Here is a 17156-nt window from a genome sequence, read left to right on the forward strand (position 1 = left end):
CTGGTTGGCTTTGTGACGCAGTCGACGGTTCGCCGCCTTACACGGCCAAAGCCAGAATGCTCGCCTGGTAGGCCGCGACGAAAGCATCGAAATCACCCTTGGGCTGCGCTTCAAGCTCTGCCTGCGCGGCCAGCGAGTCGTGGGCGGCCTGTTCGAAGGCTTGCTGCTGCTGCGCGCTAAGCGGTTGCCCGCGGAAGTATTCGGCGTGGCGCAGGCTCTGCTGCATGGCGAACTCGGTGAAGCTCTTGCCCTGACGCAGAATCGCCAGCACCTGGGCCGATGGCGTCATTTCCACATCCGCGACCTTGGCTTGCTGCTGCGCCAACGCCTCGATATGCACGCTGCTGCCCTGGCTGCGATCAAGCAGTTCGGCCAGCGGCAGGATGCGCTCGAGCAGTTCGCTGGCCCAGACCTTGAGTTCCACCTGCTGGTTGCCTCTGTGCAGGTGCAGGCCGGGACGACGCCCTTCCTTGACCACCTTGAGGAAGTTGCTGGTGCAGCTGCTGCACTCGCCGTTTTCCAGCAGCGGGCTGTCTTCCAGTGCGCAGAACAGCAGGAAGGCGTCGATGAAGCGCGCCTGCGCCACGTCGATGCCCAGCGGCAGGAAGGGGTTGATGTCCAGGCAGCGCACTTCCACGTACTGCACGCCACGGCTCATCAGCGCCTGGATCGGGCGCTCGCCGCTGTAGGTGACGCGTTTCGGGCGGATGCTCGAGTAGTACTCGTTCTCGATCTGCAGGATGTTGGTGTTCAGCTGCAGCCACTCGTCGCCGCGCTTGATGCCGGCTGCGACATAGGCCGGGTAGGGCGTGCCGACTGCCAGACGCAGGCTGTCGGTGTAGCTGGCCAGGTCGTTGTAGCAGGGGGTCAGTCCGGACTGCGCGCTGCTCTGGTAGCCCAGGTCGCTCATGCGCAGGCTGGTGGCGTAGGGCAGGTACAGGGTGCTGGCGTCCAGTTCCTGAAGGTGGTGCGGACGGCCACGCATGAAGCCCTTGTCCAGCGCCGGCGAGGCACCGAACAGGTACATCAGCAGCCAGCTGTAGCGACGGAAGTTGCGGATCAATGCGATATAGCGCGCCGACTGATAGTCACGCGCACTCTGCTCGCTGCCTTCGCTCTGCTGTTGCAGCTGCCACAGCCCCTCGGGCAGGGAGAAGTTGTAGTGGATGCCGGCGATGCACTGCATGGTCTTGCCGTAACGCAGCGCCAGACCCTTGCGATACACGTACTTGAGACGGCCAATGTTGGAGCTGCCGTAGCGGGCGATGGGAATGGTCTCCTCGTCCGGCAGGGCGCAGGGCATCGACGGGCTCCACAGCAGTTCGCCATCGAGCTTGTCGTAGGCGAAGCGGTGGATGCTGTCCAGTTCGGCGAGGGTGGCGGCTGGATCATTGGCGGTGCCGGTGATGAACTCCAGCAGCGACTCGGAGTAGTCGGTGGTGATCTGCGCATGGGTCAGTGCCGAGCCCAGCGCCTGCGGGTGCGGGGTCAGGGCCAGCTGGCCGTCGCGATCGACGCGCAGGCATTCGCGCTCGATGCCGTGCAGACACTCACCCAGCAGGGACAGGTTGGCCGGCTCGCCGAGCTGAGCCAGGCGGCGGGAGAGAAGATCGCTCAAGATGCAATTCCTAACTGGGCAGTCGCCACAATATGGGGATCGCCCCTGCACTCTGCAAGGGGCGAACGGTTTGCCAGATTAGACCAGACCGAGCGCAGGCGATTACACGCAGGCGAAGGTGCCTTGCGCCTTGGCGACCAGCTTGTCGCCCTGCAGCACTTCGGCCTCCACCACCTGGGTGCGGCGCCCGGCGTGCAGCACCTTGGCGTGGCACAGCACGCTGCCCTCGGACACCGGACGGATGTAGTTGATCTTGCACTCCAGGGTCACGCTGCTCGGGCCGCCATCGCCCAGGCTGTGGCTGGCCTGGCCCATGGCGGTGTCGATCAGCGAGAACAGCGCGCCGCCGTGCAGCTTGCCGTGCAGGTTGCGCAGCTCGTCGGTGAGGGTCAGGCGCACGCGCGCCTCGCCGCCGCCGACCTGGAGAATCTCCAGGCCGAGCAGGCGGGAAAAGGCGCTGCTGGCGCCTACGTTGTCGGTGTTGTCGGTCATGTTCATTTCTTCAACTGCTTGGCGTTGGCGAACAGGGCGGCCATGCCGCCGGTGGCAGGGGCCGGTTTGTCCTGGCTGGAATGGCGTTCGCTGCGTGGGCTATTGCCGCCACGGTTGCCACCGCGCGACTGGCCGCCACGCGCGCCCTCGACTTTCTCGCCGGGGGTGTCGCCCATGCGCATGGACAGGGCGATACGGTTACGCGGGATGTCCACTTCCATCACCTTGACCTTGACCACGTCGCCGGCCTTGACCGCCTCGTGCGGGTCCTTGATGAACTTCTCCGACAGCGCGCTGATGTGCACCAGACCGTCCTGATGCACGCCGATGTCGACGAAGGCGCCAAAGTTGGTGACGTTGGTCACCACGCCTTCGAGCACCATGCCCAGTTCGAGGTCCTTGAGGGTTTCCACGCCTTCCTGGAACTCGGCGGTCTTGAACTCCGGACGCGGGTCGCGGCCGGGCTTGTCCAGTTCCTTGAGGATGTCGCCGACGGTGACCAGGCCGAAGCGCTCGTCGGTGAACTTGGCCGGATCGAGGCGCTTGAGGAAGCCCGAGTCGCCGATCAGCGAGCGGATGTCGCGGCCGGTGTCCTGGGCGATGCGCTCGACCAGCGGGTAGGTTTCCGGGTGCACCGCGGAGGCGTCCAGCGGGTTGTCGCCGCTCATCACGCGGAGGAAGCCGGCAGCCTGCTCGAAGGTCTTGTCGCCCAGGCGCGGCACCTTCTTCAGCTCGGCGCGTGAGGCGAAGGCGCCGTTGGCGTCGCGGTACTGCACGATATTTTGCGCCAGGGTCGCATTGAGGCCGGAGATGCGTGCCAGCAGGGCGGCAGAGGCGGTGTTCACATCCACGCCGACGGCGTTCACGCAGTCCTCGACCACGGCGTCCAGGCTGCGCGCCAGCTTGAGCTGCGACACGTCGTGCTGGTACTGGCCGACGCCGATGGATTTCGGGTCGATCTTCACCAGTTCGGCCAGCGGATCCTGCAGGCGTCGGGCGATGCTTACTGCGCCGCGCAGGGATACGTCGAGATCGGGGAATTCGCGAGCGGCCAGTTCCGAGGCCGAGTACACCGAGGCGCCGGCCTCGGAGACCATCACCTTGGTCAGTTTCAGGCCCGGTACTTTCTTGATCAGTTCGGCGGCCAGCTTGTCGGTCTCGCGGCTGGCGGTGCCGTTGCCGATGGAGATCAGGTCGACGCCATGCTTGGCGCAGAGCTTGGCGAGGATGGCCAGGGTGCCGTCCCAGTCGTTGCGCGGCGCGTGCGGGTAGACGGTGGCGGTTTCCAGCACCTTGCCGGTGGCATCGACCACGGCCACCTTGCAGCCGGTGCGCAGGCCCGGGTCGAGCGCCAGGGTGGCACGCGGGCCGGCCGGGGCGGCCAGCAGCAGGTCGTGCAGGTTGCGGGCGAACACGGCAATCGCCTCGTCCTCGGCCTTCTCGCGCAGCTCGCCGAGCAGGTCGGTTTCCAGGTGGTTGTACAGCTTGACCTTCCAGGTCCAGCGCACCACCTCGGCCAGCCACTTGTCGGCGGCACGGCCTTGCGCGCTGATACCGAAGCGCTCGCCGATCATCAGCTCGCACGGATGCATGGCGCCGGGCAGCTCTTCGCCGACCTTCAGGCTGGCGCTGAGAATGCCTTCGTTGCGCCCGCGGAAAATCGCCAGCGCACGGTGCGACGGCACGCCCTTGAGCGCTTCGTCATGCTCGAAGTAATCGCTGAACTTGGCGCCTTCGTTTTCCTTGCCCGGCACCAGGCGGGCGCTGAGGGTGGCGTTGTCCTTGAGGAAGCTGCGCAGCTTGTCGAGCAGCGCAGCGTCTTCGGCGAAGCGCTCCATGAGGATGTACTTGGCACCTTCGAGCACCGCCTTGACGTCGGCGAAGCCTTTCTCTGCGTCGATGAAGCGCTCGGCTTCCTGTTCCGGTGCGAGATTCGGATCGTTGAACAGCGCATCGGCCAGCTCGCCAAGACCAGCTTCCAGGGCGATCTGGCCCTTGGTGCGGCGCTTCTGCTTGTACGGCAGGTACAGGTCTTCGAGACGGGTCTTGGTGTCGGCGAGGTCAATCTCACGCTTGAGCTCGGGCGTCAGCTTGCCCTGTTCCTCGATGCTGGCGAGGATCGCCACGCGGCGTTCGTCCAGCTCGCGCAGGTAGCGCAGGCGCTCTTCCAGGTGGCGCAGCTGGGTGTCGTCGAGGCTACCGGTCACTTCTTTACGGTAACGGGCGATGAAGGGCACGGTGGAGCCTTCATCGAGCAGGGCCACGGCGGCGGCAACCTGTTGCGGGCGCACGCCCAGTTCATCGGCGATGCGGTTGTTGATGCTGTCCATATAAAAACTACCCACTGAAGCGACAGGGCGGCCGCAAAGATGCTGGCCAGACACGAAAGCGGCGCATTATAAACACCGCATTCGCGAGAGCTGCGAACCGTTGGGGAAAAATCTGCTAACAATGGCTAGAGCGCCCACCCATGCGCCTGAGCGATAATGCCGCCACTTGCCGTCCTCAGTACGGCTGTCCAAGGAGACGCCATGACCCAGTCCGCTGCCCCTGTCGCCGAAGGCGAGAAGATCCTCATCGTCGATGACGACGCCCGTCTGCGCCGCTTGCTCGAGCGCTTCTTCGATGAGCAGGGCTATCGGGTTCGCGCAGTGGAAAACGTCGAGCAGATGGATCGTCTGCTGGCGCGCGAACTGTTCAATCTGGTGGTACTGGACCTGATGTTGCCGGGCGAAGACGGTCTCTCTGCTTGCCGCCGCTTGCGTGAAGCCGGCAACCAGATGCCGATCATCATGCTCACCGCCAAGGGCGATGAGTCCAGTCGTATCCAGGGCCTGGAGCTGGGCGCCGACGACTACCTGGCCAAGCCGTTCAACCCGCGTGAGTTGCTGGCGCGGATCAAGGCGGTGCTGCGTCGTCAGGCGCCGGTGGTACCGGGTGCGCCGGGCAGTGAAGACGAGAGCGTCAGCTTCGGCGAGTATGAATTGTCCCTGGCCACCCGCGAGCTGAAGAAGGGTGAGCAGGTGCACATGCTCACCACCGGCGAGTTCGCCGTGCTCAAGGCGCTGGTGCAACATGCGCGCGAACCGCTGACCCGCGACAAGCTGATGAACCTGGCCCGGGGCCGCGAGTGGGACGCGCTGGAGCGCTCCATTGATGTGCAGATCAGCCGCCTGCGCCGCCTGATCGAACCGGATCCGTCCAAGCCGCGCTATATCCAGACTGTCTGGGGTGTGGGCTACGTGTTCGTGCCCGACGGCAACAAGTGACATGTAGGAGCGGGCGCTGCTCGCGAAAACGTTGTTTCGATTCGCGAGCTGTGCTCGCTCCTACGGTTGTGTATTGATGAAAGCCCCCTACTGGTTCCCGCAAAGTTTCTTCGCCCGCACCCTCTGGCTGGTGCTCGTGGTCGTACTGTTCTCCAAGGCGCTGACCCTGGTGTACCTGATGATGAACGAGGACGTGCTGGTCGACCGCCAGTACAGCCACGGTGCGGCGTTGACCTTGCGCGCCTACTGGGCAGCCAATCCCGATGATCGCGACCATATCGCCCAGGCCGCCGGGCTCAAGCGCATCCCGCGGGACAAGGTACCGGCCAGTGAACAGCACTGGCCCTACAGCGAAATCTTCCAGCGGCAGATGCAAACCGAGCTCGGCCCGGATACCGAAACCCGCGTGCGCGCGACCACGCCGCCAGCGCTGTGGGTGCGGGCGCCGAGTCTCGGCGATGGCTGGGTGCGGGTGCCGATGTATCCGCATCCGCTGCGCGGCCAGCGCATCTGGAGTGTGCTCGGCTGGTTCCTCGGTATCGGCCTGCTGTCCACGGCCGCCGCCTGGATCTTCGTGCGCCAGCTCAATGCGCCGCTCAAGCGCCTGGTCTATGCCGCTCGCCAGCTAGGCCAGGGGCGCAGCGTACGCCTGCCGGTGGGCGATACGCCAAGCGAGATGACCGAGGTGTACCGCGCCTTCAACCAGATGGCCGAGGACGTCGAGCAGGCCGGGCGCGAGCGCGAGCTGATGCTGGCCGGTGTTTCTCATGATCTGCGCACGCCGCTGACGCGTCTGCGCCTGGCCCTGGAATTCATGGACAACGATTCCGAACTGACCGAGGACATGGTGCGCGATATCGAGGACATGGACGCCATCCTCGATCAGTTTCTCGCCTTCATCCGTGACGGGCGCGACGAGCCGGTGGAGGAGCTGGACTTCTCCGAACTGGTGCGCGAAACCCTGGCACCCTATAACCAGAACGGCGAGCGCGTGCGCCTGTGCCTGGAACCGATCCCGCCTTTCCCGCTGCGCCGTGTCTCGACCAAGCGCCTGCTCACCAATCTGGTGGAGAACGCTCTCAATCATGGCGGTGGTGATGCTGTCGAGGTGGTCGCCAGCCTGGCCGGCGACCACAACGCACCTTATGTGGTGCTGAGCGTGCTGGACCGTGGCAACGGTATCGATCCGGCCGAGCTGGACAGCATCTTCAACCCCTTCATTCGCGGTGATCGGGCGCGTGGCGGGCGTGGCACCGGTCTGGGTCTGGCCATCGTCAAGCGCATCGCAGCTCTGCATGGTGGCAGCGTCGAGTTGCGCAACCGTTCCGGTGGCGGCCTTGAGGCGCGGGTGCGCCTGCCGCTCGGCCTGCTGTTGCCGCGCGACGCGGTGTAGCTGACGACCGACCGTCCTGACGACGGTCAGGGTGCTGGCAATATGCTCCAAGCGCTCTGGCGCTGGGCTATGCTGTGCCAGCGCATCAACTCGAGGCCTGCATGCCCGCCGCCTTCCCCGACCGCTTGCCCAACTGGACCTGGTGGCTGCCGCTGCCGATTTTCCATCTGGCAACCTGGATTTCCCTGGCGACCCGTCTGAATGACGGGGTGGCATTGTGTTACCTGCCCTTGGTGCTCGGCCTTGCCCTGTGCCTGTGGTGGGGGCCGCGGGTGCTGCCTGCGTTGTACCTCAATGCCCTGATCAGCGTGCCGCTCTGGGGTCTGCCCTGGGCGTGGGCGCCGCTCTACGGCCTGCCGGAAACCACTGCCGTTGCTCTGGGCTGGTGGCTGTTGCGGCGTCAGCCTTTCGATCCTGCCCTGGGACGTTTGAGCGATCTGCTGAGATTTTTTGCCTTCGCTGTGTTGATGCCGAGTGCCCTGGTGGCGCTCGGCTTGCAGAGCAACCTCTGGCTGACCGGTTTTCAGGCCAGCGAGCAGTGGGCGCAGGACAGCCTGGCGATCTGGTTGAGCGACACCATCAATATGCTCGCCCTGACGGCGCCTGTGCTGGCGTACGGCACCCCGCTGCTGCGGGCGCGCGGCTGGACCCGCGAGCCGCTGGTAGATAGCGCGCCGACGCTGAGCATCAGTCGTTCGCCAGGTGGTTGGCTGTTGGCGACAGGCGTATTTCTGGTGCTGATGCTGCTCAGCGCCAGCCTGCCGGCTCAGCTCGCCCTACCGCTGCTTGGCCTGAGCATGTTGGTACTGGCGCTGCGGCACGCCTTTGCCGGTGCTCTGTATGGGGTGCTGCTGGTGTACGCCGCGACCCTGCCGCTACCGCTACTGCGCGGCAGTCCGAGTTTCGGTGAGCTGGATCTGCAGCGTAGCCAGTTGCATTTCGCCGTCATGCTGCTGATGGGCGCCACCTTGCTGGTGGGCCGGGCGCTCAGCGATCTGCGTCAGGCGCTGGCGCGCAGCGCGCAGATGCAGCAGCAACTGGCCCGTGCCAACCTGGCGATGGAGGCCAGCCCGCTTGGCGTGACCATTGCCGATGCGCGCCAGGTCGATACGCCATTGGTGTACTGCAATGCCGCATTCAGCCAGATAACCGGCTACAGCGCCGAGGAGGCGCTGGGGCGCAACTGCCGTTTCCTGCTCGGCCAGGATCGCGCCCAACTGGAGCTGCAACCATTGCGCCGTGCCCTGCGAGAAGGGCGCAGTGGCCACGCGGTGGTGCGCAACTATCGCAAGGACGGCAAGCCGTTCTGGAACGAGGTGGTATTGGCGCCGATGCGCGACGGGGAGGGCATCAGCCATTTCGTCGGGCTGCAGCATGATGTCACCGAGCGTGTCGAGCTGGCGGCCAAGGTCGAGCTGCAGCGTGCGCAATTACTGCGTCAGAGCCATCTGTTCAGCCAGACCGAAGACATCGCCAACCTGGGCGGCTGGGTGCTGGAGATCAGCGACTACGGCATGTTCTGGAGCGATGGCTGCTACCGCATCGTCGAACGCGACATTCATCTTGGGCCGCCGAATCTCGAGCAGGCGCTGCATTACTTCGACACGCCGAGCCAGACGCTGATCATGCAGACCCTGCAGGCAGCCTTGAGCGGGATGGATGATCTGGATATCGAGGTGCGCCTGGCCGCGCGTCTGGGCGGACGCCTGGTGCGCCTGCGTGGCATGGCCGAGCGCAATCAGGACGGTAGCCTGGTGCGCATCTATGGCGTGGTGCAGGACATCAGCGAGCGCAAACGCACCGAGTCGCAACTGCGCGAGCGTGACGAGCGGCTGCGCCTGTTCTTCGAGGCGCCGCTGATCGGCATGGCACTGACCACCCAGAGCTTTGGCTGGGAGGAGGTCAACCAGAAGCTGTGCAGCATCCTCGGCCGCAGTCGAGACGCATTGCTCGCCTGCAGTTGGCAGCAGCTGTCGCACCCGGACGATCTGCCGATCGAGCAGGCCCATGTGGAGCAGGTGCTGCTGGGTAGCAGCGATGGCTTCGAGATGGACAAGCGCTTTCTGCGTGCCGATGGTTTGGTGGTCTTCACCCGTGTCAGCCTGCGCGCCGTGCGCGGTGGTGGTGGCCGGCAGACGCTGTTCCTGCTGCTGGTCGAGGACATCAGTGCGCGGCGTGAGGCCGAGGCGCGCTACCGAACACTGGTCGAGCACGCGCCTGAGGCGATCTTGCTGTTCGACCCGGAGGGCGGCATCGTCGAGTGCAACGAGAACGCCCTGCGTCTGTTTCGTTATCGCCGCGATGAGCTGCTCGGCCGCTCGATTCAAAGCATCAGCCCGCTGCGTCAGGCTGATGGTCGGCTGTCCTCCCGCGCCGGCAAGGCCTTCCTGCGCCGCGCCATTGCCGGTGATGCGCCGGTGTTCGAATGGAGCCATCGCGACAGCGGCGGTCGCCAGTTGCCCTGCGAGGTGCGCCTGGTGCGCATGCCAGGGGAGAGCCTGCTGATTCGCGCCAGCGTCACCGATATCTCCGAACGTCAGCGTTACCAGCGCGAGATCGAGCGCCTGGCCTACAGCGACGAGCTCACTGGCCTACCCAATCGCCGCCTGCTGCTCGATCGCCTGCAGCACGCCATGGATCGCGAGAATCGTGAGGGCAGCCTGGGCGCGCTGCTGTTCATCGATCTGGATCACTTCAAGACGGTCAACGATAGCCTCGGTCATCTGGTTGGCGATGCCCTTCTGGTCGAAGTGACCACACGCCTGGCTCGTGAGCTGCGCACTGAAGATACCCTGGCGCGTCTCGGCGGTGACGAGTTCGTGGTGCTGCTCGAAGCGCTGGGCCATGAACCGCAAGCGGTTGCCGAGCAGGCCGCAGCAGTGGGCGAGAAATTGCTGCGCGGCCTGCACGGCAGTTGCCTGATCGACGGCCATGAGCTGGCGATCAGCGCCAGTATCGGCATCGCCCTGCACCCGCTGGGCCTGCAACAGGCCTCGGACATTCTCAAGCAGGCCGATACCGCCATGTACCGGGCCAAGCATGCCGGGCGCAATGCCCTGCATTTCTTCGCCCCGGAGATGCAGGTTGCCATCGACCAACGCCTGCAGTTGCAGAGCGAGTTGCGCCAGGCCATCGCGCGCCAGCAACTGCAGCTGGTGTTCCAGCCGCAACTGATGCTGGCTGACAACAGCGTGGCGGGTGCCGAGGTGTTGCTGCGCTGGATGCACCCAGAGCGTGGTGAGATCGGTCCGGATCAGTTCATTCCCCTGGCCGAGGAAACCGGGCTGATCCAGGACATTGGCCAGTGGGTGCTGGAGCAGGCCTGTGCGGCGCTGGCGCGCTGGCAGGCGCAATGGCCGCAACTGGTGCTGGCGGTCAATCTCAGCCCGCGTGAACTGCGTCAGGCTGGCTGCGTGGAACGTGTCGAGCAGTGCCTGCGTGATCACGCCGTGCCGGCCCAGTCGCTGGAGCTGGAAATCACCGAGGGCGTGTTACTCGAAGATGTCGAGCGCTGCATCGGCAACATGCAGCAGCTCAAGGCGCAGGGCGTGCGCTTCGCCATCGACGACTTCGGTACCGGCTACTCGTCGCTCACTTACCTCAAACGTCTGCCGCTGGACCGGCTGAAGATCGACCGCAGCTTCGTCGCCGATCTCGACGGTGAAGCGAGTGGGCGCATGCTGGTGCAGACCATCCTGATGATCGCGCGCAACCTGGGCCTGGAGTGCGTGGCCGAAGGTATCGAACACGACAGCCAGCTGGCGCTGCTGCGTGAGCAGGATTGTGCCCTCGGGCAGGGTTATCTGTTCGGCAAACCGATGGTCGAGGCCGAGTTTCTCGCCTGGATGCAGTCGCGCCAGCGCTGAGGTGGCCTACCAGCTCAGGCTGCTAGCGCTCAGTCGCGCCTGCTGACCGTAGGGCCAGGGGAAGTTGCTGTCGCCATGCCCGCTCGGCAGGTCGGCGTACAGGGCGATGCCCAGCGGCGCCAGGTATTCGGCAATGATCTGCTCCAGGCTATGGTGCACGCCGCGCCGCGGGCAGTCGGTGAAACTGCCCAGGCACACCGCACGCGGGCGCTTGCCGGCGAAGCTGTGCAGCAGTTGCCAGAGACTGCGCTCCAGGCGGTAGTAGGGCTCGCCGACGTCCTCCAGAATCAGGATCGAATCCTCGGCCAGACGCAGCTCGGCATGGGTGCCGCAGACGCTGGCCAGGGCCGTCAGGTTGCCGCCCTGCAAGGTGCCCTCGATGACATGTTGCGGGCCGCTGATATGCCGCAGTGGCAGTTGCCGGTGCTGGCCCTTGAGCAGGCTCCACAGCGCCTGCATCGAGGCCAGGCGTTCACGCTGGCCGCCGGGCGCCGACAGCACCTGATGGCCGAGCGCCGTGGCCACCGGCCCATGAATGGCTGGCAGACCCTGCTGCGCAAAGGCTTCGAGCAGAATCGACAGATCGGAGAAACCGATCAGCGGGCGCGGGCTGGCCAGGCGCAGCAGCGCCCAGTCGATATCCGCCACCAGTTGTGCACAACCATAGCCGCCACGCAGGCACCAGACGGCGCTGATATCCGGCAGGCTGAAGGCCTGGTGCAGATCTTCCAGGCGTTGCTCCGGCGTGCCGGCCAGGTAGCGATGGCGGGCGCGCACGTGCTGGCCCAGGTGGTAGCGGATACCCAGCACGTCGAGCTGCGCCAGGGTCGCCTCGAGCACGTCTTCGGCGATGGCAGAGGCCGGCGCGATCAGCGCCAGGCGACCGTCGAACACTGGGCTCATCCGCGCCCCTTGGTGCGGGTCTGCCCGGGTTCGGCGTACTTTTCCAGGTGTTCGACGATGATCCCGGCGACGTCCTTGCCGGTGGTGGTCTCGATGCCTTCCAGGCCGGGCGAGGAGTTCACTTCCATCACCAGCGGACCGTGGTTGGAGCGCAGGATGTCCACCCCGGCAACGTTCAGGCCCATCACGCGGGCTGCGCGTACAGCGGTCATGCGCTCTTCCGGGGTGATCTTGATCAGGCTGGCGCTGCCGCCGCGATGCAGGTTGGAGCGGAACTCGCCGGCCTTTGCCTGGCGCTTCATCGCCGCGATCACCTTGTCGCCGACCACGAAGCAGCGAATGTCGGCGCCGCCGGCTTCCTGAATGTATTCCTGAACCATGATGTCCTGCTTGAGGCCGAGGAAGGCCTCGATCACCGACTCGGCCGCCTTGTGCGTTTCGGCCAGTACCACGCCCATGCCCTGGGTGCCTTCCAGCACCTTGATCACCAGCGGTGCACCGCCAACCATCTGGATCAGGTCGGGAATGTCGTCCGGGGAGTGGGCGAAGCCGGTCACCGGCAGGCCGATGCCCTTGCGCGACAACAGTTGCAAGGCGCGCAGCTTGTCGCGCGAGCGGCTGATGGCCACCGACTCGTTGAGCGGGTAGACGCCCATCATCTCGAACTGGCGCAGCACCGCGCAGCCATAGAAGGTCACCGAGGCGCCGATACGCGGGATCACCGCATCGAAGCCGTCCATGGCCTGGCCGCGATAGTGGATCTGCGGTTTGTGGCTGGCGATGTTCATGTAGGCGCGCAGGGTGTCGATCACCACCATTTCATGGCCCCGTTGCTGGCCGGCCTCCACCAGACGGCGGGTGGAATACAGGCGCGGGTTGCGCGACAGCACGGCGATCTTCATTGGGCACCTGGAAGGGACGAGGAGAGTGAGGGTTTGTCCTGCACATAGCTGAGTGCCGGATTGACCACCAGTTGGCCGGTGATCAGCGCCTTGGAGCCGAGTAGTACGCGATAACGCATGGTCTTGCGACAGGCCAGGGTGAACTCCACCGGCCACAGACGATCGCCGAGGGCCAGGTGCGTGCGGATCACGTAGCGGCTCTGCGCCTGGCCGTTGGAGCTCTTGATGCGTTTGACCGAGACCATCTGCGCCTCGCAGCGATGACGGCGTTGCACCTGGGTGCCGAGGTAGGCGGTGAAACGCACCCAGTCCTCGCCGTCCTTCTGAAACGGCTGGATATCGCTGGCGTGCAGGCTCGAAGTGCTGGCGCCGGTGTCGATCTTGGCACGCAGGCCGATGATGCCGAGCTCTGGCAGATTGATCCACTCACGCAGGCCGATCACGCTGAGCTGGTCGAAAGTCTTCAAGGTGAGAGTGTCCCCTGCGGCCGACAAAGCCTATGATTTCGCGCATTCTAGTTGTGTCGTGTGACAACTGCATCTGCCGTGCGTGCGAATACCTGAACCCTTCAGAGAGTGAGATGAGCGAAAAAGACGACGACAAGATCCGCCTGGACAAATGGCTGTGGGCGGCACGCTTCTTCAAGACACGTGCCCTGTGCAAGGCGGCTATAGAAGGAGGCAAGGTCCATCATCGTGGCGAGCGCTGCAAGCCGGGCAAGGAACCGAAGATCGGCGACGAATACGTGCTGCGCACCGGTTTCGATGAACGCACCGTGGTCGTGTTGGCGCTATCCTGCGTCCGCCGCGGCGCGCCCGAGGCGCAACTGCTGTATCGCGAGACGGAAGAAAGTATCGCTCGCCGCGAGCAGGCTGCGGCGATGCGCAAGGCTGGCGCCGTGGGTATGCAGACCGATGGTCGGCCGAGCAAGAAGCAGCGCCGGCAGATCCATCAGTTCAACGAACAGCAGGCAGGTGGTCTGCGCCACCCCTGGGCGGATGAGGATTAGGCGCAAGCCTGTGGGAGCGAGTCGCGTTGTTTGTAGCCCGGATGAAATCCGGGGAATCATATCGACCCTCCCGGATTGCATCCGGGCTACCCGGTTCAGCGCCCGCTGACGATGCTCATGCGGCCCAGCAGAGGCAGATTGGCCAGGCGCGAGGTAATAGGCAGGGTAATCTTCTCCAGCCATTCGCTGGCGCGATAACCCAGCGGGGTGTAGCAGCTCCAGGCCAGGGCCAGCAGGCTGAGGAATACGCCGCCGACGAAGGCATCCGCCCCCCAGTGGGCACCGGCCACCAGGCGCGGCAGGATGCCGATCACGGTAATCGCCCAGACCAGCAGCAGGCGCCAGCTGCGGGCGAAGAACGTCATGAAGTAGGCCCAGATCAGCAGCACCGAGGCGTGGTCACCGGGGAAGCTGCGGCTGGCGCTGTCCTTCAGGTCCCAGCGCTCTTCCCAAGCCGGGAACATCTCGGTCAGACGTGCGCTGCCTTCTACCACCAGCGACGGACTGGCATGCTGCCAACCCATGTATTCGACCAGATCGGCGAACAGTACGCGCATCAGCAGCATGACTGTCAGAGCAATGAGAAAGGCGAACAGGGCCCGACGCACCTGGGCACCGGTGAAGATCAGATCGGCCTTGAGCATCACTGCCAGCATCACCACCCCGACACCCGCATCCACTGGGCGCATGCTGCCGATGGCCCAGACGTGTGCCCACAGGCCGCCCGCATGTACTGGATCGTTGAGCAGCGTGAACAGCCACAGGTCGAAGGCGTCCCACAACTCGCGAGTGGGCTGCCACAGCCAACTGACGAGCAGCACGATAGCTGCGACATGGCAGACCAGCATGGCGCGTGGCTGCCAGTGACGATTGATGAACGTGCTCGACATGGAAGATCCCTCTGCAAATATGTGACAAGCCTTACCCAAGGCGCGCGGATGATAGGCAGTGCTGGCGGCAGTACAAGGGCAGCAGTGCGGCCGTTCAGTCGAGGTTCAGGGGCTGGCTCTTGCTGTGTGAGCAGGTGCACATGACGGTCGGGCCTTGGATGTGATGGCGTTTGTGCATAAAATCGCCAGCCTTTTTACAGACCCTGGGCCAGCCGCCATGAACGACTTCAGTCAACGCTTTCTCTTCGACGACACCGACGTGCGGGGCGAAATGGTCGCGTTGCGCGAAAGTTACGCTCATGTGCTGGCCAAGCACGCCTACCCGCAGCCAGTGGCGCAACTGCTCGGCGAGATGATGGCCGCCGCCGCCCTGCTGGTCGGTACCCTCAAGTTCGATGGTCTGCTGGTGCTGCAGGCCCGTTCGGAAGGCCCGCTGTCACTGCTGATGGTGGAATGCTCCAGCGCCCGTGAACTGCGCGGTATCGCCCGCTATGAAGCCGAGCAGATCGGCGCCGATGCCGATCTGCAAAGCCTGATGCCCAATGGCGTGCTGGCCATCACCATCGATCCGACCCGGGGCCAGCGCTACCAGGGCATCGTCGAGCTTGAAGGCGTCGACCTGGCCGAGTGCCTGTCCAACTATTTCGCCAGCTCCGAACAGCTGCCGACCCGTTTCTGGCTCAAGGCCGACGGCCAGCGTGCGCGCGGCCTGTTGCTGCAACAGTTGCCAGCGCATCATCAGACTGAGCCCGAGGCGCGCCAGGAAAGCTGGAACCACGTGCTGACCTTGGCCGATACCCTGACCGCCGAAGAGCTGCTCGGTCTGGACAATCCGACCCTGCTGCATCGCCTCTACCACGAAGAGAATGTGCGCCTGTTCGACGAGCAGCCGCTGCAGTTCCGTTGCAGCTGCTCGCGCGAGCGTTCGGCCAGCGCCCTGGCCAGCCTCGGCCAGGCCGATGCCGAACTGTTGCTGGCCGAGCAGGGTGGCAGCGTGGTGATCGATTGCCAGTTCTGCAACGAGCGTTATGCCTTCGACGCTGCCGATATCGCCCAGCTGTTCGCTGGTGCTGGTAGCGAGGCGCCGTCGCATACACGGCATTGATGAACTTTTCTGAACGATAGCCGTTCTCTATCAGATCGGAGGCTGCCAAGCAGTTCGCTTTTCTGGCATACTCCCGCGACTTTTTTACCGTGTAGTGCAGTTGCCCCTGTGCTACACAACGTTCGGAAGACTCGGCCAGCGGCCGACGGGGACCCTCATGACGCAAGCCAACAACGCCGTGTACACCGACATCAGCGCCGCGCAACTGGTCGAAGAAGCCATTCGCCGTGGTGAAGGGGAACTGGCCGCCAACGGCGCGCTGGTCGTACGTACCGGTCATCGCACTGGCCGCTCGCCGGCCGACCGCTTCATCGTTCAGGAGCCGAGCACCGAGGCGCAGATCGCCTGGGGCGCCATCAACCGTCCGTTCCCGGCCGACAAGTTCGACGCCCTGTGGGATCGCGTCGTGGCGTTCAACAACGCCCAGGAGCACTTCGTCTCCCACGTTCACGTAGGTTCTGCCGAAGAGCACTACCTGCCGGTGAAGATGACCACCGCGACCGCCTGGCAGAACCTGTTCGGCCGTCAGCTGTTCATCAACCCGACCACCTACAACCAGGCTGGCAAGGCCGAGTGGCAGATCCTCAACGTCGCCAACTTCGAGTGCGTGCCTGAGCGTGACGGCACCAACTCCGATGGCTGCGTGATCATCAACTTCGCCGCCAAGAAAGTGCTGATCGCCGGCATGCGTTACGCCGGTGAAATGAAGAAAGCCATGTTCTCCGTGCAGAACTTCCTGCTGCCGGAAAAAGACGTGCTGCCGATGCACTGCGCCGCCAACATTGGCGAAGAAGGCGACGTCACCCTGTTCTTCGGTCTGTCCGGCACCGGCAAGACCACCCTGTCCGCCGACGAGTCGCGTTACCTGATCGGTGACGACGAGCACGGTTGGGGCGAAGGCGTGGTGTTCAATGTCGAAGGCGGTTGCTACGCCAAGTGCATCGACCTGTCCGAGAAGAACGAGCCGGTGATCTGGAAAGCCATCCAGTTCGGCACCGTGCTGGAAAACGTCGTGCTCGACGAAAACCGCGTGCCGGACTACGCCGACGACAGCCTGACCCAGAACAGCCGCGCGGCCTATCCGCTGGAGTACGTCGAGAAGCGCAGCGAGAAGAACCTGGGCGGCGAGCCGAATGCCGTGATCTTCCTGACCTGCGACCTGACCGGCGTACTGCCGCCGGTGTCGATCCTCAATAACGAGCAGGCGGCCTACCACTTCCTGTCCGGCTACACCGCGCTGGTCGGTTCCACCGAAATGGGCTCGGGCGGCGGTATCAAGTCGACCTTCTCCACCTGCTTCGGCGCGCCGTTCTTCCCGCGTCCGGCCGGCGTCTACGCCGAGCTGCTGATCAAGCGCATCAACGCTTTCGGCTCCAGGGTCTACCTGGTCAACACCGGCTGGACTGGCGGTGGCTATGGCGTCGGCAAGCGTTTCAACATCCCCACTACCCGTGGTGTGATTGCCGCCATCCAGAGCGGTGCGCTGATCGGTGCCGAGACCGAGCACCTGCCGATCATCAACCTGGATGTGCCGAAGTCGGTGCCGGGCGTCGAAACCAACCTGCTCAACCCGCGCAACACCTGGGCAGACAAGAACGCCTACGACGAAGCCGCCAAGGGCCTGGCCAAGCTGTTCATCGACAACTTCCAGAAGTTCGATGTCAGCGAAGCGATCAAGAACGCCGGCCCGCAGCTGTAAGCTGACCCGC

13 protein-coding genes are annotated in these 17156 nt (G+C 64.6%); 6 read left to right on the plus strand and 7 right to left on the minus strand.

The window, feature by feature from the left end:
* Nucleotides 1–37: 37 nt before the first annotated feature.
* From gshA to BLS08_RS02905, 3 genes are all read right to left on the minus strand, one after another.
* Entirely contained in the window at nucleotides 38–1618 is a 1581-nt protein-coding gene (gene gshA / locus BLS08_RS02895; RefSeq protein ID WP_090335981.1) for a glutamate--cysteine ligase, read from the minus strand.
* A 102-nt stretch (nucleotides 1619–1720) separates the two neighbouring features.
* Complete coding sequence (locus BLS08_RS02900; protein WP_003458708.1) at nucleotides 1721–2116, minus strand: PaaI family thioesterase; 396 nt, start codon at nucleotides 2114–2116, stop codon at nucleotides 1721–1723.
* Nucleotides 2113–4440 carry a Tex family protein gene (locus BLS08_RS02905; RefSeq protein ID WP_090335983.1) on the minus strand — a complete coding sequence of 776 codons (2328 nt, stop codon included), beginning with the start codon at nucleotides 4438–4440 and terminating at the stop codon, nucleotides 2113–2115. Before BLS08_RS02905 ends, BLS08_RS02900 begins: the two co-directional genes overlap by 4 nt.
* Nucleotides 4441–4641: 201 nt before the next feature.
* On the opposite strand from BLS08_RS02905, the gene ompR reads away from it, so the two are divergent.
* The 3 genes from ompR to BLS08_RS02920 all read left to right on the plus strand — a co-directional run bounded on the left by ompR (nucleotide 4642) and on the right by BLS08_RS02920 (nucleotide 10638).
* Nucleotides 4642–5379: an osmolarity response regulator transcription factor OmpR gene (gene ompR, locus BLS08_RS02910; RefSeq protein WP_021487699.1), complete on the plus strand. Its 738-nt coding sequence runs from the start codon at nucleotides 4642–4644 to the stop codon at nucleotides 5377–5379.
* A 76-nt stretch (nucleotides 5380–5455) separates the two neighbouring features.
* Nucleotides 5456–6772, plus strand: a complete 1317-nt coding sequence (locus BLS08_RS02915; protein ID WP_079784872.1) for an ATP-binding protein — start codon at nucleotides 5456–5458, stop codon at nucleotides 6770–6772.
* A gap of 101 nt (nucleotides 6773–6873) precedes the next feature.
* Complete coding sequence (locus tag BLS08_RS02920) at nucleotides 6874–10638, plus strand: bifunctional diguanylate cyclase/phosphodiesterase (RefSeq protein WP_090335985.1); 3765 nt, start codon at nucleotides 6874–6876, stop codon at nucleotides 10636–10638.
* A 6-nt stretch (nucleotides 10639–10644) separates the two neighbouring features.
* Here BLS08_RS02920 and BLS08_RS02925 read toward each other — a convergent pair whose 3' ends face one another.
* The 3 genes from BLS08_RS02925 to rimB are packed head-to-tail and all read right to left on the minus strand — an operon-like array spanning nucleotide 10645 to nucleotide 12910.
* Nucleotides 10645–11541, minus strand: coding sequence for a S66 peptidase family protein (locus tag BLS08_RS02925; RefSeq protein ID WP_090335987.1), 897 nt, complete (start codon nucleotides 11539–11541; stop codon nucleotides 10645–10647).
* Nucleotides 11538–12443: a 30S ribosomal protein S6--L-glutamate ligase gene (gene rimK, locus BLS08_RS02930; RefSeq protein ID WP_090335989.1), complete on the minus strand. Its 906-nt coding sequence runs from the start codon at nucleotides 12441–12443 to the stop codon at nucleotides 11538–11540. Before rimK ends, BLS08_RS02925 begins: the two co-directional genes overlap by 4 nt.
* Nucleotides 12440–12910, minus strand: coding sequence for a retropepsin-like aspartic endopeptidase RimB (gene rimB / locus BLS08_RS02935; protein ID WP_017678396.1), 471 nt, complete (start codon nucleotides 12908–12910; stop codon nucleotides 12440–12442). Before rimB ends, rimK begins: the two co-directional genes overlap by 4 nt.
* 113 nt (nucleotides 12911–13023) lie before the next feature.
* Between rimB and BLS08_RS02940 the strand changes: the two genes are divergently transcribed.
* The gene (locus tag BLS08_RS02940; protein ID WP_090335991.1) at nucleotides 13024–13452 is read left to right on the plus strand and encodes an RNA-binding S4 domain-containing protein; all 429 of its coding nucleotides are present in this window, start codon (nucleotides 13024–13026) and stop codon (nucleotides 13450–13452) included.
* A 95-nt stretch (nucleotides 13453–13547) separates the two neighbouring features.
* On the opposite strand, the gene BLS08_RS02945 is transcribed toward BLS08_RS02940, so the two are convergent.
* The gene (locus BLS08_RS02945; protein WP_090335993.1) at nucleotides 13548–14342 is read right to left on the minus strand and encodes a phosphatase PAP2 family protein; all 795 of its coding nucleotides are present in this window, start codon (nucleotides 14340–14342) and stop codon (nucleotides 13548–13550) included.
* Nucleotides 14343–14559: 217 nt separating this feature from the next.
* Between BLS08_RS02945 and hslO the strand changes: the two genes are divergently transcribed.
* Nucleotides 14560–15447, plus strand: coding sequence for an Hsp33 family molecular chaperone HslO (gene hslO / locus BLS08_RS02950; protein ID WP_090335995.1), 888 nt, complete (start codon nucleotides 14560–14562; stop codon nucleotides 15445–15447).
* A gap of 157 nt (nucleotides 15448–15604) precedes the next feature.
* On the plus strand, nucleotides 15605–17146 hold the full coding sequence (locus tag BLS08_RS02955) for a phosphoenolpyruvate carboxykinase (RefSeq protein ID WP_090335997.1): 1542 nt from the start codon (nucleotides 15605–15607) through the stop codon (nucleotides 17144–17146).
* Nucleotides 17147–17156 lie beyond the last annotated feature (10 nt).

This window comes from Ectopseudomonas chengduensis (assembly GCF_900102635.1).
In the GTDB taxonomy this organism is placed as follows: Bacteria; Pseudomonadota; Gammaproteobacteria; order Pseudomonadales; family Pseudomonadaceae; genus Aquipseudomonas; species Aquipseudomonas chengduensis.

Bases quoted from the DNA above. Each gene is read 5' to 3' on its own strand.
- BLS08_RS02900 (WP_003458708.1), bottom strand. From the start codon at position 2,116: ATGAACATGACCGACAACACCGACAACGTAGGCGCCAGCAGCGCCTTT.
- BLS08_RS02915 (WP_079784872.1), top strand. From the start codon at position 5,456: ATGAAAGCCCCCTACTGGTTCCCGCAAAGTTTCTTCGCCCGCACCCTC.
- BLS08_RS02925 (WP_090335987.1), bottom strand. From the start codon at position 11,541: ATGAGCCCAGTGTTCGACGGTCGCCTGGCGCTGATCGCGCCGGCCTCT.
- ompR (WP_021487699.1), top strand. From the start codon at position 4,642: ATGACCCAGTCCGCTGCCCCTGTCGCCGAAGGCGAGAAGATCCTCATC.
- BLS08_RS02940 (WP_090335991.1), top strand. From the start codon at position 13,024: ATGAGCGAAAAAGACGACGACAAGATCCGCCTGGACAAATGGCTGTGG.
- BLS08_RS02905 (WP_090335983.1), bottom strand. From the start codon at position 4,440: ATGGACAGCATCAACAACCGCATCGCCGATGAACTGGGCGTGCGCCCG.
- BLS08_RS02920 (WP_090335985.1), top strand. From the start codon at position 6,874: ATGCCCGCCGCCTTCCCCGACCGCTTGCCCAACTGGACCTGGTGGCTG.
- rimK (WP_090335989.1), bottom strand. From the start codon at position 12,443: ATGAAGATCGCCGTGCTGTCGCGCAACCCGCGCCTGTATTCCACCCGC.
- BLS08_RS02955 (WP_090335997.1), top strand. From the start codon at position 15,605: ATGACGCAAGCCAACAACGCCGTGTACACCGACATCAGCGCCGCGCAA.
- hslO (WP_090335995.1), top strand. From the start codon at position 14,560: ATGAACGACTTCAGTCAACGCTTTCTCTTCGACGACACCGACGTGCGG.
- BLS08_RS02945 (WP_090335993.1), bottom strand. From the start codon at position 14,342: ATGTCGAGCACGTTCATCAATCGTCACTGGCAGCCACGCGCCATGCTG.